General features: G+C 60.2%; 23 protein-coding genes. 21 read left to right on the top strand and 2 right to left on the bottom strand.

The genetic code is table 11. The features are described 5' to 3' along the window. Positions 1–92 precede the first annotated feature (92 nt). From fleN to ACYZT9_RS19430, 12 genes are all read left to right on the top strand, one after another. Positions 93–923 carry a flagellar synthesis regulator FleN gene (gene fleN / locus ACYZT9_RS19485; RefSeq protein WP_008001746.1) on the top strand — a complete coding sequence of 277 codons (831 nt, stop codon included), beginning with the start codon at positions 93–95 and terminating at the stop codon, positions 921–923. Further along, on the top strand, positions 920–1,660 hold the full coding sequence (gene fliA / locus ACYZT9_RS19480; protein WP_007894214.1) for an RNA polymerase sigma factor FliA: 741 nt from the start codon (positions 920–922) through the stop codon (positions 1,658–1,660). Before fleN ends, fliA begins: the two co-directional genes overlap by 4 nt. 167 nt (positions 1,661–1,827) lie before the next feature. Then, entirely contained in the window at positions 1,828–2,199 is a 372-nt protein-coding gene (locus tag ACYZT9_RS19475) for a chemotaxis response regulator CheY (RefSeq protein WP_003183998.1), read from the top strand. Positions 2,200–2,221: 22 nt separating this feature from the next. Then, positions 2,222–3,010 (top strand): protein phosphatase CheZ, encoded by a 789-nt coding sequence (locus ACYZT9_RS19470; RefSeq protein ID WP_462006982.1) that lies wholly within the window; start codon positions 2,222–2,224, stop codon positions 3,008–3,010. A gap of 71 nt (positions 3,011–3,081) precedes the next feature. After that, a complete protein-coding gene (locus ACYZT9_RS19465; protein ID WP_462006981.1) occupies positions 3,082–5,322 on the top strand; it encodes a chemotaxis protein CheA in 2,241 nt (746 codons plus the stop codon). A 50-nt stretch (positions 5,323–5,372) separates the two neighbouring features. Beyond that, positions 5,373–6,497 carry a protein-glutamate methylesterase/protein-glutamine glutaminase gene (locus ACYZT9_RS19460; protein WP_462006980.1) on the top strand — a complete coding sequence of 375 codons (1,125 nt, stop codon included), beginning with the start codon at positions 5,373–5,375 and terminating at the stop codon, positions 6,495–6,497. Next, a complete protein-coding gene (locus tag ACYZT9_RS19455) occupies positions 6,497–7,237 on the top strand; it encodes a flagellar motor protein (protein WP_462006979.1) in 741 nt (246 codons plus the stop codon). Before ACYZT9_RS19460 ends, ACYZT9_RS19455 begins: the two co-directional genes overlap by 1 nt. Before the next feature lie 15 nt (positions 7,238–7,252). Then, entirely contained in the window at positions 7,253–8,143 is an 891-nt protein-coding gene (gene motD / locus ACYZT9_RS19450; protein ID WP_462006978.1) for a flagellar motor protein MotD, read from the top strand. Positions 8,144–8,182: 39 nt separating this feature from the next. Beyond that, the gene (locus tag ACYZT9_RS19445; protein WP_462006977.1) at positions 8,183–8,971 is read left to right on the top strand and encodes a ParA family protein; all 789 of its coding nucleotides are present in this window, start codon (positions 8,183–8,185) and stop codon (positions 8,969–8,971) included. Between the two features lie 126 nt (positions 8,972–9,097). Next, positions 9,098–9,976: a CheW domain-containing protein gene (locus ACYZT9_RS19440; RefSeq protein WP_462006976.1), complete on the top strand. Its 879-nt coding sequence runs from the start codon at positions 9,098–9,100 to the stop codon at positions 9,974–9,976. 73 nt (positions 9,977–10,049) lie between these two features. Beyond that, on the top strand, positions 10,050–10,535 hold the full coding sequence (locus tag ACYZT9_RS19435; protein WP_131061597.1) for a chemotaxis protein CheW: 486 nt from the start codon (positions 10,050–10,052) through the stop codon (positions 10,533–10,535). Further along, the gene (locus ACYZT9_RS19430; protein WP_017337202.1) at positions 10,536–10,928 is read left to right on the top strand and encodes a DUF2802 domain-containing protein; all 393 of its coding nucleotides are present in this window, start codon (positions 10,536–10,538) and stop codon (positions 10,926–10,928) included. It begins immediately after the preceding gene. 132 nt (positions 10,929–11,060) lie between these two features. On the opposite strand, the gene ACYZT9_RS19425 is transcribed toward ACYZT9_RS19430, so the two are convergent. Together ACYZT9_RS19425 and fliK are read right to left on the bottom strand one after the other, a co-directional pair. Next, positions 11,061–11,390, bottom strand: a complete 330-nt coding sequence (locus ACYZT9_RS19425) for an EscU/YscU/HrcU family type III secretion system export apparatus switch protein (RefSeq protein WP_462006975.1) — start codon at positions 11,388–11,390, stop codon at positions 11,061–11,063. Further along, on the bottom strand, positions 11,387–12,961 hold the full coding sequence (fliK, locus tag ACYZT9_RS19420) for a flagellar hook-length control protein FliK (RefSeq protein ID WP_462006974.1): 1,575 nt from the start codon (positions 12,959–12,961) through the stop codon (positions 11,387–11,389). Before fliK ends, ACYZT9_RS19425 begins: the two co-directional genes overlap by 4 nt. Before the next feature lie 196 nt (positions 12,962–13,157). Here fliK and ccmA point away from each other — a divergent pair, with 196 nt between their 5' ends. The 9 genes from ccmA (at position 13,158) to ccmI (ending at position 20,119) form a co-directional block, all read left to right on the top strand. Further along, positions 13,158–13,793: a cytochrome c biogenesis heme-transporting ATPase CcmA gene (ccmA, locus tag ACYZT9_RS19415; RefSeq protein ID WP_462006973.1), complete on the top strand. Its 636-nt coding sequence runs from the start codon at positions 13,158–13,160 to the stop codon at positions 13,791–13,793. Further along, entirely contained in the window at positions 13,790–14,458 is a 669-nt protein-coding gene (gene ccmB, locus ACYZT9_RS19410) for a heme exporter protein CcmB (RefSeq protein WP_084320586.1), read from the top strand. The genes ccmA and ccmB overlap by 4 nt, the downstream gene beginning before the upstream one ends. Before the next feature lie 75 nt (positions 14,459–14,533). After that, on the top strand, positions 14,534–15,289 hold the full coding sequence (locus ACYZT9_RS19405; protein WP_462006972.1) for a heme ABC transporter permease: 756 nt from the start codon (positions 14,534–14,536) through the stop codon (positions 15,287–15,289). After that, the gene (ccmD, locus tag ACYZT9_RS19400; protein WP_017337208.1) at positions 15,286–15,462 is read left to right on the top strand and encodes a heme exporter protein CcmD; all 177 of its coding nucleotides are present in this window, start codon (positions 15,286–15,288) and stop codon (positions 15,460–15,462) included. Before ACYZT9_RS19405 ends, ccmD begins: the two co-directional genes overlap by 4 nt. Then, on the top strand, positions 15,459–15,914 hold the full coding sequence (gene ccmE / locus ACYZT9_RS19395; RefSeq protein WP_462006971.1) for a cytochrome c maturation protein CcmE: 456 nt from the start codon (positions 15,459–15,461) through the stop codon (positions 15,912–15,914). The genes ccmD and ccmE overlap by 4 nt, the downstream gene beginning before the upstream one ends. A gap of 3 nt (positions 15,915–15,917) precedes the next feature. Beyond that, positions 15,918–17,921, top strand: a complete 2,004-nt coding sequence (locus ACYZT9_RS19390) for a heme lyase CcmF/NrfE family subunit (protein WP_462006970.1) — start codon at positions 15,918–15,920, stop codon at positions 17,919–17,921. After that, positions 17,918–18,454 (top strand): DsbE family thiol:disulfide interchange protein, encoded by a 537-nt coding sequence (locus ACYZT9_RS19385; protein WP_462006969.1) that lies wholly within the window; start codon positions 17,918–17,920, stop codon positions 18,452–18,454. Before ACYZT9_RS19390 ends, ACYZT9_RS19385 begins: the two co-directional genes overlap by 4 nt. Then, a complete protein-coding gene (locus ACYZT9_RS19380) occupies positions 18,451–18,924 on the top strand; it encodes a cytochrome c-type biogenesis protein (protein WP_462006968.1) in 474 nt (157 codons plus the stop codon). The genes ACYZT9_RS19385 and ACYZT9_RS19380 overlap by 4 nt, the downstream gene beginning before the upstream one ends. Then, positions 18,917–20,119, top strand: coding sequence for a c-type cytochrome biogenesis protein CcmI (gene ccmI / locus ACYZT9_RS19375; protein WP_462006967.1), 1,203 nt, complete (start codon positions 18,917–18,919; stop codon positions 20,117–20,119). The genes ACYZT9_RS19380 and ccmI overlap by 8 nt, the downstream gene beginning before the upstream one ends. Position 20,120: the final 1 nt, after the last annotated feature.

Here is a 20,120-nt window from a genome sequence, read left to right as displayed (position 1 = left end):
CTACATCGATGGTCTGCCATGCATTGTTCCGTTTGTGAACGCGCAGCCAGTAATGTGGCCTCCGTCTATGCAAGACAAGGTAAAGAAATAACATGGGCAGCATGCATCCCGTACAGGTGATCGCGGTGACCGGCGGCAAAGGTGGCGTCGGGAAGACTAACGTGTCAGTGAACTTGTCCCTGGCTCTAGCTGAGCTCGGCCGGCGCGTCATGCTGCTGGACGCTGATCTGGGGCTGGCGAATGTCGACGTCCTGCTGGGACTGACACCCAAACGCACCCTGGCCGACGTGATCGAAGGCCGCTGTGAGCTGCGCGACGTGTTGTTGCAAGGCCCCGGCGGCATCCGCATCGTCCCGGCCGCATCCGGCACTCAGAGCATGGTGCATCTGAGCCCGGCGCAGCACGCTGGCTTAATCCAGGCGTTCAGCGATATTGGCGACAACCTCGACGTCCTGGTGATCGACACCGCCGCGGGTATTGGTGACTCTGTAGTCAGTTTCGTTCGCGCCGCGCAAGAAGTCTTGCTGGTGGTCTGCGACGAGCCGACCTCGATCACCGACGCCTATGCACTGATCAAGCTGCTGAACCGCGACTACGGCATGAACCGCTTCCGGGTCCTGGCCAATATGGCCCAGAGCCCGCAGGAAGGTCGCAACCTGTTCGCCAAGTTGACCAAGGTCACGGATCGCTTCCTCGACGTCGCCTTACAATACGTCGGTGCGGTGCCGTACGACGAAAGCGTGCGCAAGGCCGTTCAGAAGCAGCGTGCGGTCTATGAAGCTTTTCCGCGTTCCAAGTGCTCCCTGGCCTTCAAGGCCATCGCGCAAAAGGTCGATACCTGGCCGCTGCCCGCCAACCCGCGCGGGCACCTGGAGTTTTTCGTCGAGCGCCTCGTGCAACAAACGGCAGGACCCGTGCTATGACAGCCAGCGGTTACAACCTTTACAAGAAATCGGCACGTGACGCGCAGTACGAGCTGATCGAGCGTTACGCGCCACTGGTCAAACGCATTGCTTACCACTTGTTGGCGCGATTGCCCGCCAGTGTCCAGGTCGAAGACCTGATCCAGGCCGGCATGATCGGCCTGCTTGAAGTGTCGACCAAATACGACGCCAGCAAAGGCGCGAGTTTCGAGACGTACGCGGGCATACGAATCCGCGGCGCCATGCTCGATGAAGTCCGCAAGGGAGACTGGGCGCCACGTTCGGTCCACCGCAATACCCGCATGGTCAGCGACGCAATTCGCTCGATTGAAGCTAAAACCGGCCGTGACGCTAAAGATCACGAAGTTGCGGCCGAACTCCAATTGAGTCTCGACGATTACTACGGGATTTTGAACGACACCTTGGGCAGCCGGTTATTCAGTTTCGACGATCTCTTGCAGGACGGCGAACACGAAGGGCTGCACGAGGATGGCGCGAGTGCTCATCTCGAGCCGTCACGCGATCTGGAAGATGAACGCTTCCAGGCGGCGCTGGCGGACGCGATTGCCAATTTGCCGGAGCGTGAGCGACTGGTGTTGGCGCTGTACTACGACGAAGAGTTGAATCTCAAGGAAATCGGTGAAGTCCTGGGGGTCAGCGAATCTCGGGTCAGCCAGTTACACAGCCAGTGCGCGGCCCGTTTGCGGGGGCGTTTGGGGGAGTGGCGAGCGCGCTGAAGGCAGTGTGGGGACACTGCGAACGTGGCTGGTGTGGTGTTTAACTGCGCCGGTTTCGATCTGTTGTGCTCCAGACAGTCATCGAGTGCTTTGCCGGATTGATTGAAATGGCGCGTCCAGGTGCTGGGCGCGTTTAAGACTGCTTGGAGGTCGAATTGGACAAGAACATGAAAATCCTCATCGTTGATGACTTCTCAACGATGCGGCGGATCATAAAAAACCTGTTGCGTGACCTTGGGTTCACCAACACGGTCGAGGCTGACGATGGCACCACTGCCATTCCGGTTCTCAACAGCGGAAGCATCGACTTTCTGGTAACGGACTGGAACATGCCTGGCATGACCGGTATCGATCTGCTGCGTCACGTGCGCGCCGATGAAAAGCTCAAGCACCTGCCGGTGCTGATGGTGACCGCTGAAGCCAAGCGCGAGCAGATCATCGAAGCGGCCCAGGCCGGTGTTAACGGCTATGTGGTCAAGCCCTTCACGGCCCAGGCGTTGAAAGAAAAAATCGAGAAGATTTTCGAACGCATCGGTTGAGAAACTGCGCCACGGGGGAGCTATGGACCATAACGAATCTTCACAGGGCGATTTTGAATCGACCCTGAAAAAACACGCGGTCGAGCTGGTCGAAAGCCTTGAAAAAGGCAAGTTCGGCGACGCTGTGCAACTGATCCATGAGCTCAATCAGACCCGTGACCGCGGCCTGTATCAGGAAGTGGGCAAGCTCACTCGCGAGCTGCACAGCGCGATCGTCAATTTCCAGATTGACCCGCACATGCCGCAAGCCGAGGAAGTGTCCCAAATCACGGATGCCACCGAGCGTCTGGGTTACGTTGTGAAGCTGACCGAGGCTGCCGCCAACCGCACCATGGATCTGGTCGAAAACTCCACGCCGCTGGTCAACAGCCTGAGCGATGAAGCGCAGGCGCTGAGCACGGACTGGGGACGCTTCATGCGTCGCGAAGTCGGGGCTGAAGAGTTCCGCGAGCTGGCACGGCGTGTCGACGGTTTCCTGGCACGCAGCAGCACGGACAATCGCGCGGTGTCGAGCAACCTCAATGACATTTTGCTCGCCCAGGATTACCAGGACCTCACCGGTCAGGTGATCAAGCGGGTGACCCAATTGGTCACCGAAGTAGAAAGCAACCTGCTCAAGCTCGTACTCATGGCCAGTCATGTGGACCGCTTTGCGGGCATCGAACATGACCGTGAAGCGATGCTTGCAGAAAAAGATCCGCAAAAACATCTCTCTCAGGGTGAAGGTCCGCAGATTCATGCCGATAAAAGAGAAGACGTTGTGTCCGGTCAGGACGATGTGGACGATTTGCTATCCAGCCTAGGGTTTTAGAATTTTAGAATTTTAGAATTTTAGAATTTTAGGTTTTTTAGGTTTTTAGACCTGTTAGGAGCACCCCCTTAATGAGCTTCGGCGCCGATGAAGAGATCCTTCAGGATTTCCTGGTTGAGGCCGGCGAGATTCTAGAGCAATTGTCCGAACAACTGGTCGAGCTGGAAAGCCGACCGGATGATGCGGACTTGCTCAATGCAATTTTTCGCGGTTTTCACACTGTAAAAGGGGGCGCCGGCTTCCTCCAGCTCAACGAGCTGGTGGAGTGCTGTCACATCGCCGAGAACGTGTTCGACATCCTGCGCAAGGGTGAGCGTCGCGTCGACTCGGAATTGATGGACGTGGTTCTCGAAGCGCTGGACGCGGTGAACAGCATGTTTACCGAAGTTCGCGAGCGCAGCCCGATCACGGCTGCCACGCCTGAATTGCTCGCGGCCCTGGCTCGTCTGGCCGAGCCGCAAACCGCGGATGAAGCCTCACCTGTGGCTCAAGTGGTGGAAGAACCGGCTGCCGAAGCCGAATCAGGCGACATCACCGATAACGAATTCGAACAACTGCTGGACTCGCTGAACGCCGTCAAGGCACAGGCCGAGGCGCCGGCGGCTGCTCCGGTTGCAGCGACCAATGCGGCGGCCAGCGACGAAATCACCGATGCAGAATTCGAGTCGTTGCTCGATCAATTGCACGGCAAAGGACAGTTTGCCGTCGACGCGGTGGCAGCACCCGCTACGCCCGCACCGGCTACCCCGAAAGCGCCAGGCGACAGTTCAGACATTACCGACGACGAATTCGAAGCACTGCTCGATCAGTTGCACGGCAAGGGCAACTTTGCGGTTGACGCGCTGGAATCGGCCATTGCTTCGGCGCCGGTCGCCACTGCGCCCACCGCTAAAGCGGCCGGCAGCGATCTGATCTCCGATCACGAGTTCGAATCGCTGCTTGACGATTTGCACGGTAAAGGCAAGTTCACTGAAGTCGGCACCGGTTCTGCCTCTTCTTCAGTAGCAGCACCCGTCGCCAAAGCCCCGGCACCTGTCGCCAAGGCGCCCGAACCAAAAGCCGAAGCACCGAAGCCCGCCGCCGCTTCACCGGCGCCTGCCCGTGCACCGGCCGCGCCACCGGCGGAAAAACCGGCCAGCGAAGCCGAGACCACCGTGCGGGTCGACACCGCGCGTCTCGATGAAATCATGAACATGGTCGGCGAATTGGTCCTGGTGCGTAACCGCCTGGTTCGCCTCGGGGCCAATAGCGCCGATGAAGCCATGTCCAAAGCCGTGTCGAACCTTGACGTGGTCACGGCCGACCTGCAAACCGCGGTCATGAAGACCCGGATGCAACCGATCAAGAAAGTTTTCGGGCGCTTCCCCCGTCTGGTTCGCGACCTGGCTCGCCAGCTCAAGAAAGAGATCAACCTGGAACTGGTCGGCGAAGAAACCGACCTCGACAAGAACCTCGTCGAGGCCTTGGCCGACCCGCTGGTCCACTTGGTGCGTAACTCGGTCGACCACGGTATCGAAGAGCCGGCTGATCGTGAAGCGATGGGCAAACCGCGTAGCGGCAAGGTGATTCTCTCCGCCGAACAGGAAGGCGACCACATCCTGCTGTCCATCTCCGATGACGGCAAGGGCATGGACGCCGATGTTCTGCGCGGCATCGCGGTCAAGAAAGGCTTGATGGACAAGGATGCGGCGGATCGCCTCAGTGAGTCCGATTGCTTCAACCTGATCTTCGCGCCGGGTTTCTCGACCAAGACCGAGATCTCCGACGTGTCCGGTCGTGGCGTGGGCATGGACGTGGTGAAAACCAAAATCGCCCAGCTTAACGGCACCATCAATATCTACTCGACCAAGGGCAAAGGCTCGAAGATCGTCATCAAGGTCCCGTTGACCCTGGCGATCATGCCGACGCTGATGGTCATGCTCGGCAACCAGGCGTTTGCGTTCCCACTGGTGAACGTCAACGAGATCTTCCACCTCGACCTGTCGCGCACCAACGTGGTGGACGGCCAGGAAGTGGTGATCGTGCGGGACAAGGCGCTGCCACTGTTCTACCTCAAGCGCTGGCTGGTCAGCTCCGCCGCTCACGAAGAGCAGCGCGAAGGCCATGTGGTGATTCTTTCGGTAGGCACCCAGCGGATCGGCTTCGTCGTCGATCAACTGGTGGGCCAGGAAGAAGTGGTCATCAAGCCATTGGGCAAAATGCTCCAGGGAACTCCGGGCATGTCGGGCGCCACCATCACCGGTGACGGTCGCATTGCGCTGATTCTCGATGTTCCGAGCATGCTCAAGCGTTACGCCGCACGGCGTATTTGATTCTGGGGGAGCGGGGCGACTTTGCCTCGCCCCCGCCTAACGGAGTGTTTATGGTAGTCAAGGTCCTGGTGGTGGACGATTCGGGGTTTTTCCGCCGCCGCGTCTCGGAAATTCTTTCAGCGGATTCGAATATCCAGGTCGTCGGTACGGCGACCAACGGAAAAGAGGCGATCGATCAGGCGCTGGCCCTCAAGCCGGACGTGATCACCATGGACTACGAGATGCCGATGATGGATGGCATCACGGCGGTGCGGCACATCATGCAGCGCTGCCCGACCCCGGTGTTGATGTTCTCCTCGCTGACGCACGAAGGCGCCCGGGTTACCCTGGATGCGCTGGACGCCGGCGCGGTGGATTTCCTGCCGAAGAATTTCGAAGACATCTCGCGCAATCCCGAGAAGGTCAAGCAACTGCTGTGCGAGAAGATTTTAAGCATCGCGCGCAGTAATCGTCGTGTCAGCACCTACAGCGCGCCGCCACCGGTCGCGACGCCAGCCCCGATACCCGCGCCTTCCAGCGTCAGCAGTTATGGCAGCACCGCGCCTGCACGTCCGGCACCGATGCCTGCTCGCACATCTGCAGCCAGCCCGTCGTCGCCGGCGCCGAAACGCAAAGCCTACAAACTGGTTGCCATTGGTACTTCCACCGGCGGCCCGGTTGCCTTGCAGCGCGTATTGACTCAATTGCCGGCCAATTTCCCGGCCCCGATCGTGTTGATCCAGCATATGCCGGCCGCTTTTACCAAGGCGTTCGCCGAGCGTCTGGACAAGCTCTGCCGCATCAGCGTCAAGGAAGCCGAGGATGGCGACATCCTGCGTCCGGGCCTGGCGTTGCTGGCACCGGGTGGCAAACAAATGATGATCGACGGCCGTGGCGCGGTGAAAATCCTGCCGGGCGACGAGCGTCTGAACTACAAGCCGTGCGTGGACATCACATTCGGGTCGGCCGCCAAGTCCTACGGTGACAAAGTTCTGGCGGTCGTATTGACCGGCATGGGCGCCGACGGCCGTGAAGGCGCGCGTCTGCTCAAGCAGGGCGGCAGCTCGATCTGGGCTCAGGATGAAGCCAGCTGTGTGATCTACGGCATGCCGATGGCCATCGTCAAAGCCGAGCTCGCCGATGCGATATACGGCCTCGACGACATTGGTAAGCATCTGGTCGAGGCGTGCATCTGATGGATGTACTCAGCCTTATCGGGATCATCCTGGCGTTCGTCGCCATCATCGGTGGCAATTACCTTGAAGGTGGTCACCTCGGCGCGCTGGCCAACGGTCCGGCAGCGTTGATCGTGATCGGTGGGACCGTCGGTGCGGCGCTGCTGCAATCGCCGATGAGCGCCTTCAAGCGTGCCATGCAGATTCTTGGCTGGATCCTGTTCCCGCCTCGCGTGGACCTCGCCGGTGGCGTCGATCGCGTGGTGAACTGGAGCCTGACTGCTCGCAAGGAAGGTCTGCTCGGTCTTGAAGGGGTGGCCGACGCCGAACCCGACGCCTACTCGCGCAAAGGCCTGCAATTGTTGGTTGACGGTGCCGAGCCGGAAGCGATTCGCAGCATCCTGGAAGTGGATTTCTACACCCAGGAAAGCCGTGACATCGAAGCCGCCAAAGTGTTCGAAAGCATGGGTGGCTATGCGCCGACCATCGGCATCATCGGTGCGGTGATGGGCCTGATTCACGTCATGGGCAACCTGGCCGATCCGTCGCAACTGGGCAGCGGCATTGCCGTGGCCTTCGTCGCCACCATCTACGGCGTGGCCAGTGCCAACCTGGTGCTGCTGCCGATTGCCGCCAAGCTCAAATCCGTTGCATTGCGCCAGTCCCGTTATCGCGAAATGTTGCTGGAAGGCATTCTGTCGATCGCCGAAGGTGAAAACCCTCGCTCTATCGAGTTGAAGCTTCAGGGCTTTATGGATTGATGGGGGTAATGGACTATGGCACGTCGTCGTCAACCTGAAGAGCACGTGAACCATGAGCGTTGGCTGGTTTCCTACGCCGACTTCATTACGTTGCTGTTCGCCTTTTTCGTGGTGATGTACTCGATTTCTTCGATCAACGAAGGCAAGTACAAGATCATCTCGCAAGCATTGATCGGCGTGTTCACCGATTCGGATCGCGCGCTCAAGCCGATCCCGATCGGCGAAGAGCGTCCGAAGACCGTGACCCCGGCCAAGCCGCTGGTCAAGGACAGCGAACAGGTTGACGCCGGCATTGCGGGCACCAGTGATCCGCTTAAAAGCATTGCCGATGACATCAGCGCCGCGTTTGGCGACCTGATCAGCTCCAACCAGATGACCGTTCGCGGCAACGAACTGTGGGTCGAAATCGAGCTCAACTCCAGCCTGTTGTTCGGCAGCGGCGATGCCATGCCCAGCGACATTGCGTTCAACATCATCGACAAGGTCGCGGCGATTCTGAAACCTTTCGACAACCCGATTCACGTCGAAGGTTTTACTGACGATCAACCGATCCGTACCGCGCAGTACCCGACTAACTGGGAATTATCCTCGGCGCGCTCGGCGAGCATCGTGCGCATGCTGGCGATGCAAGGTGTCAACCCGGGACGACTGGCGTCGGTGGGGTACGGCGAATTTCAGCCGGTGGCCAACAACACCACGGCAGAGGGCAGGGCGCGTAACCGTCGCGTGGTGCTGGTCGTGTCACGAAATCTCGATGTACGTCGCAGCCTCACCGGCACCGGAACCGCCCATGCGCAAGCGGATGCCGCGATGAAGCGTGCTGGCACACAAACTGCACCTGCACCGGTCAAGTCGCCGGGACGAGAGAGCGCCGTCAATTCTCCGTCACCCGCATTAATACGCTGAGCTATTTCCCGGTCGACACGACCGGGAGGAACAATCCGAATGAGAGTCTGGGCAGTCGCCAATCAAAAGGGTGGTGTCGGTAAAACCACTTCCTCCATCGCTTTAGCCGGTTTACTGGCCGAGGCGGGCAAGCGCGTGGTCGTGGTCGATCTCGATCCCCACGGCTCGATGACCAGTTACTTCGGTTACGACCCCGACAGCCTGGAACACAGCAGCTACGACCTGTTTCTGCACAAGGGCAGCGTGCCACAAGGCTTGCCCGGGCAATTGTTATTGCCTACCAGTCACGCGAGTATTTCCCTGTTGCCGTCGAGCACCGCACTGGCGACGCTTGAACGCCAGTCGCCGGGCCAGAGTGGCTTGGGCCTGGTGATCGCCAAGAGCCTGGCGCAACTGTGGCAAGACTTCGATTACGCGGTGATCGACAGCCCGCCGTTGCTCGGCGTGCTGATGGTCAATGCCTTGGCGGCCAGTCAGCAATTGGTGATTCCAGTACAGACCGAACACCTGGCGGTCAAAGGGCTGGAGCGCATGGTCAACACCCTGGCAATGATCAACCGCTCACGCAAATTGCCGCTGGCATTCAGCATTGTGCCAACGTTGTTCGATCGCCGCACGCAAGCCTCTCTCGGGACCTTGCGGGTCTTGCGCGACAAATACCCGGAAGAAATCTGGCAGGGTTATATCCCGGTCGACACACGTTTGCGCGACGCCAGCCGTGCCGGTGTGACGCCCTCGCAATTCGACGGCAAGAGCCGCGGCGTGCTTGCGTATCGCGCACTGCTCAAGCACCTGCTGGCGCAGCAATCCGTTGCGCAGGTGGCCTGATATGAACTCAATCCCTGTAGGAGCGAGCTTGCTCGCGATGGACGACAACGATAACGCGCGCTGTCTGAATGACCGCGTTTTCCGACAGTTTTTCGCGAGCAAGCTCGCTCCTACAGGTGACCGCGCATGAACCGGCCGGTGAAGGTCACCTCGCGTCCGCAATTGGCGCTCCAGTCCTATCTGGACAGCTTGCTGATGGAGGCGACTGAAGAGTTGCCGCCGGAAATCGAAGCGATTCCCGAGGTGGTCGAGGTGGAAGCGGCGCTGGACGAGTTTCAGGCGGCGGTGCTTGAAGAGCAGGCCCGCGATGCGCGCAAACCTGCCGAGACACCGGCAGCCGTTGTCGCGCCGGTCGCAGCGCCCGTGGTGAAAGCCCCGGTTGCGCTGATCGAGGCGCCGGCGCCGGTTCTGGCGCCCGTCTCGACCATCGCGCCGCTGCTGCAAGCCCTGGTGCCGCCGATCGTCGAAGTTCATCTGCCACCGAGCAATACGCCGCCACCGGTGGAGCCCGACGGCCGTCCAGCGTGGGCCGCCGAGCCGTTTGAATGCCTGTTGTTCGATGTCGCCGGGTTGACCCTGGCGGTGCCGCTGGTGTGCCTGGGGTCGATTTATTCTCTGGCCGGTCATGAGCTGACTCCGCTGTTCGGTCAACCGGAATGGTTCCTCGGGATCCTGCCGAGCCAGGCCGGCAACCTGAAAGTGCTCGATACCGCCCGTTGGGTCATGCCCGACCGCTATCGCGACGACTTCCGTCAGGGCCTGCAATACGTTATTTCGGTTCAGGGCTACGAGTGGGGGCTGGCGGTGCATCAGGTCAGCCGCTCGTTGCGCCTGGACCCGAACGAAATCAAATGGCGCAGCCACCGTGGTCAACGGCCATGGCTGGCGGGCACGGTGATAGAACACATGTGTGCGTTGCTCGACGTTTCTGCGCTGGCCGAGTTGATCGCCAGCGGTGGGGCGAAGCACATGGGCGGCATCAAGCCGATCCACAAACCGACATAACAACACGCGGGGCAAGTGGCTTGCCATCGCACCGAACACACACCGCTAGGGCGGTTTTTCGAGGGGTCAGGGTATGAATGATAAGGCGTCGTCTGCAAAAGGTTCCGAAGATCCGATCCTGCAATGGGTGACCTTCAAGCTGGACAATGAAACCTACGGCATCAACGTGATGCGCGTTCAGGAAGTCCTGCGTTACACCGAAATCGCCCCGGTCCCGGGTGCCCCGAGCTACGTGCTGGGCATCATCAACCTGCGCGGTAACGTGGTGACAGTGATCGACACCCGTCAGCGCTTTGGCCTGATGAATGCCGAAATCAGCGACAACACCCGGATCGTCATCATCGAAGCCGACAAGCAAGTGGTCGGCATCATGGTCGACAGCGTGGCCGAAGTGGTTTACCTGCGTCAGTCGGAAATCGAAACCGCGCCGAACGTGGGTAACGAAGAGTCCGCCAAGTTCATTCAAGGCGTGTGCAACAAGAACAACGAATTGCTGATCCTGGTCGAGCTGGACAAGATGATGAGCGAAGAAGAATGGTCGGACCTGGAGAACATCTGATTGATTCTTGAGGTTGCGGTCATTGTCCTGTTCCTATTTTGGGCAGGCACGCTGGCGATGTTTCTGGCGTACATTCGCGGTCAGCGACAAATCGCCGCGCAACAGGCCCAGGGCGATGCGCTGCGCGATCAGCGCATCAAGGATCTGGCCAAGCGCGTTGACGACTATCAGAGTGGCAACGTGCGCATGGGTGAAGACCTGCACGAACTGCGCGCCGTCGTCGGGCCGTTGCCGGACAAGCTGGCTCAGCTTGAACAGCGCGACCCGTCGAGCCTGTCGTTTGCCCAGGCAGCACGCCTGGTCGGAATGGGCGCGAGCGTCGACGAACTGACTCAGTCCTGCGGCTTGACCCAGGCTGAGGCGGAGTTGATGAGTAAGCTGCACAAGAATTGATTTTTGCGATTCGGCTGACATCGCTATCGCGAGCAAGCTCGCTCCCTCAGGGATCGGCAGCGTTCACACATTTTGTGTTCAGTGCCTGTCACCTGTGGGAGCGGGCTTGCTCGCGAAGGCGTCTTGGAAACCTCAGTAATCATCCCCGCGATCAGTAACATCCTTCTCGATCCGCGGCGCACTCGGATCCTGCCCCTCCGGAAACTTGCCCTTCAAATTCCAGGCAAACGCAATGATCTCGGCGATCGTGCGATACAACTCTTCCGGAATACTGTCCCCCAGCTCCATCCTTGCCAGCAGTTTCACCAGCTCGGCGTTCTCGTAAATCGGCACTTCATAATCGCGGGCAATTTTCAGGATTTCTTCCGCCAGTTCTTCGTCGCCCTTGGCCGTGAGGGTCGGCGCGTGGGTGCCGTCGTATTTGAGGGCGATGGCCTGGCGTGGAGTCTCGGGATTTCTCATGCGGTTTCGTCGACCCAGCGTTGTTCCAGTCGGGTTTGGGTACCCTGCGGCGGTGTGCCGAGGTGGCAATCAAGATCGCCGACGTTCAGGCCTGACGCCAGCAAACGCTCGCGCAGCCCGGCCAGATTGCTCTCGATCAGGCTGGCAGTGTAGGGCCGTTCGGCCCATAGCTGACTGGACAGACTGCCCTGAATCAACTGCGCCTGAATCTGCAAAGGGCCCAGCGGCTCCATATCGAAGGCCAGTTCGACGCGCCACAGTTGGTGCTTGGGGTCGCGCTCGTCACGGCGTTCGTTGGGCTGTTCTTTCTCGGGTGCTTCCTCACGCTGAAACTTGACCTGCAACGGCACAATGTCCTGCATATTGCGCATCGGGATTTCCAGTTGCCAAGTGCTCATCAGCCGACCATCGTCCGTCACACCGGTCTGCTCCAGGCTCGACAGTTGATGGCTTTGCAGGCGTGAAACCGCCGCGGCGGCCAAACGCAGCAAGTGCTCCAGATCACCTTCGCCCTCCAGGCTTTGCAGGAAGCGCTCGGGCAGCGGAAAACTGGTTGGCTGCGGTTTGGCGCTGACCTGGCCAAGCATGCCGAGGGCGCTGCGCACGAAACTCGGCATGGCCTGGGCCAGCGTATTGGCGGCAATGATTGCGTTGAGGTTGGTATTGGCCGGCAGCCCGTGGCTCAGTTGCGCGATCAGCTTGAGCAGATCGCCTTTCATGTCTGGCGCCAGTGTCGGATTTTGCCCGGTGAGCAGTTTCGCCTCGAGGAACAGGCCGCTATTCGCCAGGGCCACGGCCAGGCCTTTTGGCGTGCTCAGTTGCTGAACGTCCGGCAGACCCGCGAGCAACTTGCTCACCGCCGTTCGCAGATCGCTGGAGGTCTGATCCGAGGCTGGCAGGTTTTGCAGGAGTTTGAGCAATCCGTCCAGCGAGCCTTGGCGGCTTTGTTGGCTGACCAGTTGCTGGGTGACGGCCAGTTGTTCCTGACGACTGCTCAGCGGGACGGATTTCAGAGTATGGGTGTCTTGCACCAGCGCGCTCAGCAAAGTGCCGATGCGCAGCGGCGTCGGACTGTCGATGCTCAGGGTGCTGCCGCTCTGCGCCGTGTTGAGCAGGCTTACCAGCGATCGAAACACCGTCGGCTGGCCCGGCACTTGCGGCATCACTTGGGACGTCAGCACTTTGCCTTGCAACAGCGTGCCTACTGGCAGTTGTGCGGTGTCGATGCGGGTGAGGGTGGCGACGCTTGAGGCGATGGCCTGTTGTACGGTGACGGCCAGGCTACCCGCCGATGGCTGGGTGATCGCCAGGTTTGTGCCTTGAGGCAGCGGCTGACTGCTGGTGGCTTGAACCGTCGTCTGACGGCCACTCTCGAGGGTAACCTTTAGCAGCAGTTGAAAGGTCTGATCCGCTTGCTTCAGCGACAGCACTTCGGCCCTGGCGGATTGCCCGGCGGTGATCAGGCCCTCCATCGGCGTCAGCAGCTTGAGCAGATCACCGCTGACAACCTGCGGACGAGAAGTCGCGGGCGTGGGCTGCGGGAGCGGGAGGATGTTCATTTCGCCTGTCATACGCGGTCACAACCTGAGGAAATTGCCCTCTTTAGAGTAGGGCATGGCATGTATAATGCCGCCCGTCTTTCGGAGAGTGGTGAAAACATTGCGTTTGTTTGACGCAGCTCTCTAGAACAGGCCGCCAATGCATCTATGCTGCACCTCTTTAGCGGCCGCACCGTCGCCGACTTGAACCTTAAAGGCCCGTGATCTCTTGACCCGTCCTGTCCTGCAAACCGTTGCCCTCGCCTGTGAGCGAGACCTTCGGCTGCTCTTCGAAAATCTCGAATTGAGACTGGCCAGTGGTGAAATGTTGCAAATCAGTGGCCCCAACGGCAGTGGCAAGACCAGCCTTTTACGTCTGCTTTCGGGTCTGATGCAACCGACCGCCGGTCAAGTGCTGCTCAACGGCCAGCCGTTGAACGAACAACGCAGCGAACTGGCGCGCAACCTGCTGTGGATCGGTCACGCCGCCGGCATTAAGGATTTGCTGACGCCGGAAGAAAACCTCAGCTGGCTCTGTGCCCTGCATCAACCGGCCTCCCATGAAGCCATTTGGGCCGCGCTTGCTGCGGTCGGACTGCGTGGTTTCGAAGATGTTCCTTGTCACACCTTGTCCGCCGGTCAGCAACGTCGCGTGGCGTTGGCGCGTCTGTATCTGGACAGTCCGCCGCTGTGGATCCTCGACGAGCCATTCACCGCACTCGACAAACAAGGCGTGGCGCAACTCGAAGAACACCTGGCCGCACACTGTGAGCGCGGCGGCATGGTCGTGCTGACCACTCACCACACGCTGACCCGGATGCCGGCCGGCTATCGCGACATCGATTTGGGGAGCTGGGCCGTATGAGTGTTTTCGGCCTGTTGGTCGCCCGTGAGGCTCGCTTGCTGTTCCGCCGTCCGGCTGAGTTGGCCAATCCGCTCGTATTCTTCGCGATCGTGGTTTCGCTGTTCCCGCTGGCGGTCGGCCCCGAGTCTCAATTGTTGCAAACCTTGTCTCCGGGACTGGTCTGGGTGGCGGCCCTTTTGTCGGTTTTGCTCTCGCTGGACGGGCTTTTCCGCAGTGATTTCGAAGACGGTTCCCTTGAACAGTGGGTCCTTTCGCCGCACCCCCTGCCTCTTCTGGTTTTGGCCAAGGTACTGGCACACTGGGCGTTCTCTGGTCTGGCACTGGTTTTGCTCGCTCCACTGCTGGCGTTGATGCTTGGTTTGCCAACCGCCTGTCTGCCGGTATTGCTGCTTTCCCTGTTGCTCGGTACACCAGTGCTCAGCCTGCTGGGTGCGGTGGGCGCAGCCCTGACGGTGGGGTTGAAGCGTGGCGGTCTGTTGCTGGCGCTGCTGATTCTGCCGTTGTACATCCCGGTGTTGATCCTTGGCAGCGGCGCCTTGCAGGCAGCGTTGCAGGGCATGCCGGCGACCGGTTATCTGTTGTGGCTTGGTAGCCTGACCGCCCTGGCGATAACCCTTACACCTTTTGCAATAGCTGCTGGCCTGAAGATCAGCGTCGGCGAATAATGAGGTCTGGTTAAATTTTGACCAGTAAAGACCCCTGGCTCTTCATAGCGAAGAGCAACCGTGATGGAAACAGTAATGAACTGGACCTGGTTTCATAAGCTCGGCTCACCCAAATGGTTTTACGGCATCAGCGGCAAACTGCTGCCGTGGCTGAGCATCGCCGCGTTGTTGCTGATCGGCGTCGGTGTCGTTTGGGGCCTGGCCTTCGCGCCGCCCGATTACCAGCAAGGCAACAGCTTTCGCATCATCTATATCCACGTTCCGGCCGCCATGCTCGCGCAGTCCATCTACGTGATGCTGGCGGTGTGCGGGATCGTCGGGCTGGTGTGGAAGATGAAACTGGCCGACGTCGCCCTCCAATGCGCGGCCCCCATCGGTGCCTGGATGACCGCCGTGGCGCTGGTCACCGGCGCGATCTGGGGCAAGCCGACCTGGGGCTCGTGGTGGGTCTGGGATGCGCGACTAACGTCCATGCTGATTCTGCTGTTTCTGTACTTCGGTCTCATTGCGCTGGGCAACGCTATCAGCAATCGTGACAGCGCGGCCAAGGCCTGCGCGGTGCTGGCGATTGTCGGCGTGATCAACATCCCGATCATCAAGTACTCGGTGGAGTGGTGGAATACCCTGCATCAGGGCGCGACCTTTACCCTCACCGAAAAACCGGCGATGCCGGCCGAAATGTGGCTGCCACTGTTGCTGACGGTGCTGGGTTTCTACTGTTTCTTCGGTGCGGTGCTGCTGCTGCGCATGCGCCTTGAAGTGCTCAAGCGCGAAGCCCGCGCCAGCTGGGTAAAAGCCGAAGTTCAGAACAGTCTGGAGGTCGTTCGATGAGTTTTGCTTCATTCGGCGACTTCCTCGCCATGGGCCATCACGGCCTGTATGTCTGGTCAGCCTATGGCATCTGCCTGGTGGTGCTGGCCCTCAACGTGGCGGCGCCGGTCCTGGCCCGCAAGCGGTATCTGCAACAAGAGGCGCGTCGTCTGCGCCGGGAGAACGGCAAGTGAATCCGCTGCGCAAAAAGCGTCTTATCATCATTCTCGCGATCCTGGTCGGTGTCGGCGCTGCCGTTGGCCTGGCCCTGAGTGCTCTGCAGCAAAACATCAATCTGTTTTACACCCCGACGCAAATCGCGAATGGCGAAGCGCCGCAAGACACGCGCATTCGTGCGGGCGGCATGGTCGAGAAAGGCTCGCTGCAACGTTCCGGCGACTCGCTGGACGTGAAATTCGTCGTCACCGACTTCAACAAGTCCGTGACCATCGCGTATCGCGGCATCCTCCCGGACCTGTTCCGCGAGGGGCAGGGCATCGTTGCCCTGGGCAAGCTCAACGCTGACGGCATGGTGGTGGCCGATGAAGTGCTGGCCAAGCACGATGAGAAATACATGCCGCCTGAAGTGACCAAGGCTTTGAAAGACAGCGGTCAATCTGCTCCAACGCCCGCAAAGGAGGGTTGATCGATGACTTCCGCACTTTATAGCTCAGGGCTGTTTATCCCCGAGTTGGGCCATCTGGCCATGATCCTGGCGCTGTGTTTTGCGTTGGTTCAGGCCGTGGTGCCCTTGCTCGGCGCCTGGCGTGGTGACCGTTTGTGGATGAGCCTTGCTCAGCCGGCGGCCTGGGGACAATTCGCGTTTCTGACGTTCGCTTTCGGTTGCCTGACCTACGCGTTCATGGCCGACGACTTCTCAGTCGCTTACGTCGCCAGCAACTCCAACAGCGCCTTGCCGTGGTACTACAAATTCAGTGCGGTATGGGGGGCGCACGAAGGTTCGTTGCTGCTATGGGCTTTGATCCTCGGCGGTTGGACCTTCGCGGTGTCGGTGTTCTCCCGCCAGTTGCCGCAAGTGATGCTGGCACGTGTGCTGGCAGTGATGGGCATGATCAGCACCGGTTTCCTGCTGTTCCTGATCCTCACCTCCAACCCGTTCGCACGGATTCTGCCGCAAATTCCAGCGGACGGTCGTGACCTCAATCCCTTGCTGCAAGACATCGGCCTGATCGTTCACCCGCCGATGCTTTACATGGGCTATGTCGGTTTCTCCGTGGCGTTCGCCTTTGCTATCGCGGCGTTGCTTGGCGGTCGTCTTGATGCGGCGTGGGCGCGCTGGTCGCGTCCGTGGACCATCGTTGCCTGGGCGTTCCTCGGCATCGGCATCACCCTCGGTTCGTGGTGGGCCTATTACGAACTCGGCTGGGGTGGCTGGTGGTTCTGGGACCCGGTGGAAAACGCCTCGTTCATGCCATGGCTGGTGGGCACCGCGCTGATTCACTCGTTGGCGGTCACGGAAAAACGTGGTGTGTTCAAGAGCTGGACCGTGTTGCTGGCCATCGCTGCGTTCTCGTTGAGCTTGCTCGGGACGTTCCTCGTGCGTTCCGGCGTGCTGACCTCGGTTCACGCCTTTGCCTCCGACCCTGAGCGCGGCGTGTTCATCCTGATCTTCCTGCTGTTCGTGGTCGGTGGCTCACTGACGCTGTTTGCCCTGCGCGCGCCGGTGGTGAAAAGCCATGTGGGCTTCAACCTCTGGTCCCGGGAAACCCTGCTGCTGGGCAACAACCTGGTGCTGGTGGTGGCGGCGTCGATGATTCTGCTCGGCACCTTGTATCCGCTGATCCTCGATGCCATGACCGGCGCCAAGCTGTCCGTCGGCCCGCCCTACTTCAACGCGCTGTTCATTCCGTTGATGGCGTTGCTGATGGTGGTGATGGCGGTCGGCATGCTGGTGCGCTGGAAAGACACCCCGGTCAAATGGCTGATGAGCATGCTGACCCCGGTGTTGCTCGGCAGCGCCGCGTTGGCCGTGGTGGCCGGCGTCGCTTACGGCGATTTCAACTGGGCGGTGATCGCGACGTTCATGCTGGCGGCCTGGGTGTTGCTGGCCGGCGTGCGTGACATTTTCGACAAGACCCGCCACAAGGGTTTGATCAAAGGCCTGCCGACCCTGACCCGAAGCTACTGGGGTATGCAGGTTGCGCATTTGGGCATCGCCGTGTGCGCGCTCGGCGTCGTGCTGTCGAGCCAGAACAGTGCCGAACGCGACCTGCGCCTGGCGCCGGGCGAATCCATGGACCTGGGTGGTTACCAGTTCGTGTTCGAAGGCGCCAAACACTTTGAAGGCCCGAATTTCACCTCGGATAAAGCCACTGTTCGTGTCATCCGCGACGGCAAGGAAATTAGCGTATTGCACCCGGAAAAACGTCTGTACACCGTGCAGAACTCGGTGATGACCGAAGCCGGGATCGACGCCGGTTTTACCCGTGACCTCTACGTCGCCCTCGGCGAACCACTCGGTGATGGCGCCTGGGCCGTGCGCGTGCACGTCAAACCGTTCGTGCGCTGGATCTGGTTCGGCGGGCTGCTCACCGGTTTGGGCGGGTTGCTGGCGGCGCTCGATCGCCGTTATCGGGTCAAGGTGAAAAGCCGTGTGCGTGAAGCATTGGGCATGACGGGAGCCACCGCATGAGACGTTGGTTGATGCTGTTGCCACTGGCGATTTTTCTGGTGGTGGCTGTTTTCCTGTATCGCGGGCTCTTTCTGGACCCGGCCGAGCTGCCTTCGGCCATGATCGGCAAGCCGTTTCCTGAGTTTTCGTTGCCAGCGGTGCAGGGCGACAAGACCCTGACCAAGGCTGACATTGTGGGTAAACCGGCGCTGGTCAACGTCTGGGGCACCTGGTGCATTTCCTGCCGGGTCGAGCACCCGGTGCTGAACAAACTGGCCGAAAAGGGCGTGGTGATCTACGGCATCAACTACAAGGACGTCAACGCTGACGCCTTGAAGTGGCTGGCAGACTTCCACAATCCGTACCAGTTGGACATCCGTGACGACGAGGGCACGCTGGGCCTGAATCTAGGCGTGTACGGTGCCCCGGAAACCTTCTTCATTGACGCCAAAGGCATCATCCGCGACAAGTTCGTCGGTGTGATCGATGAGCAAGTCTGGCGTGAAAAACTGGCGGCCAAGTATCAGGCGCTGGTGGACGAGGCCAAGCCATGAAGCGCTGGATAGCCGCTGTCGTATTGGGTTTGAGCATGGCCGGCGTCGCACACGCCGCCATCGACACCTACGAGTTCGCCAAAGAAGGTGATCGCGAGCGTTTTCGCGAACTGACCAAGGAGCTGCGTTGCCCCAAGTGCCAGAATCAGGACATCGCCGATTCCAACGCACCGATCGCCGCCGACCTGCGCAAAGAGATTTTCCGCATGCTCGGTGAGGGCAAGGACAATCAGCAGATCATCGATTTCATGGTTGATCGCTACGGTGATTTTGTCCGCTACAAACCCGCGCTCAATGCCAAAACCGCTTTGCTCTGGTTCGGTCCCGCCGGCCTGTTGCTGGGCGGTTTTGTAATCATTGCCGTGATCGTCCGCCGTCGTCGCGTACCGCGGGCTGACGCCAGGGATGAGCTTTCTGCCGAGGAGCGCGAGCGCCTCGACCACCTGTTGGATAAAACCAAGAATGATTGATTTCTGGCTCGCTGCAGGTCTGCTGCTTCTGGTGGCCCTGAGTTTTCTGCTGATCCCCGTTCTGCGTGTCCGTCGCGCTCAGCAGGAAGAGGATCGTACTGCCCTGAACGTCGCGCTGTATCAGGAGCGCGTGGCTGAGTTGCAGACTCAGCAGGAAGAGGGCGTTCTCGACACCGCGCAAATGGACACCGGTCGTGCCGAAGCAGCCCGTGAATTGCTGGCCGACACTGAAGGCGTCGAGGCTCCGCGTGTTTCCCGTCTGGGCAAACCGTTGCCACTGCTGGCGGCGATTCTGGTGCCGGTGTTGGGGCTTGGGCTCTATCTGCATTTTGGTGCGAGTGACAAGGTCGAACTGACCCGGGAATTCGCTCAGGCGCCGCAGTCGATGGAAGAGATGACCCGTCGCCTCGAACGCGCCGTCGCCGCTCAACCGGATTCGGCGGAAGGCTTGTACTTCCTCGGTCGCACTTACATGGCGCAGGATCGTCCCGCCGACGCCGCGAAGATCTTCGAACGCACAGTGAGCACGGCCGGTCGTCAGCCGGAATTGCTCGGCCAATGGGCGCAAGCCCAGTACTTCGCCGATGGCAAAAAGTGGTCGGACAAGGTTCAGGCCCTGACTGACGAAGCGCTGAAAGCCGATCCGAAGGAAGTCACCAGCCTCGGACTGCTTGGTATTGCCGCGTTTGAGAGCGAGCGTTATCAGGACGCTATCGACTATTGGAATCGTCTGTTGGCGCAACTGCCTCCTGAAGACAACTCCCGCGCCGCGCTGCAAGGCGGTATTGCCCGGGCTACCGAGAAGCTCCAAGCCAGCGGCGGCAAGGTTGTCCAGGCACCTGCGGCCAAGGCTGCGGCGTTGCTCACGGTCAGCGTCGATCTGGCGCCAGAGCTCAAGGCCAAGGTTCAGCCGGGCGACAGCGTCTTCATCTTCGCCCGCGCCACCAATGGCCCACCGGCTCCGCTGGCGGTCAAGCGTCTGACGGTGGCTGACTTGCCGGCGATCGTTGAACTGGCAGATGCCGACGCAATGATGCCGCAGTTGAAACTGTCGAACTTCCCTGAAGTCCAACTGGTTGCGCGCATCTCCCGTGCTGGCCAACCGACCGCCGGCGAATGGATCGGTCGCAGCCAGCCGCTGGCCAGCAACACCACCGCACCGCAAAAACTGACTATCGACAGCCCGGACAAATAAC

Source organism: Pseudomonas sp. ZT5P21, assembly GCF_054897785.1.
Note: the sequence above shows the minus strand (reverse complement) of the source record. Positions and strands in the feature narration are given on the sequence as shown.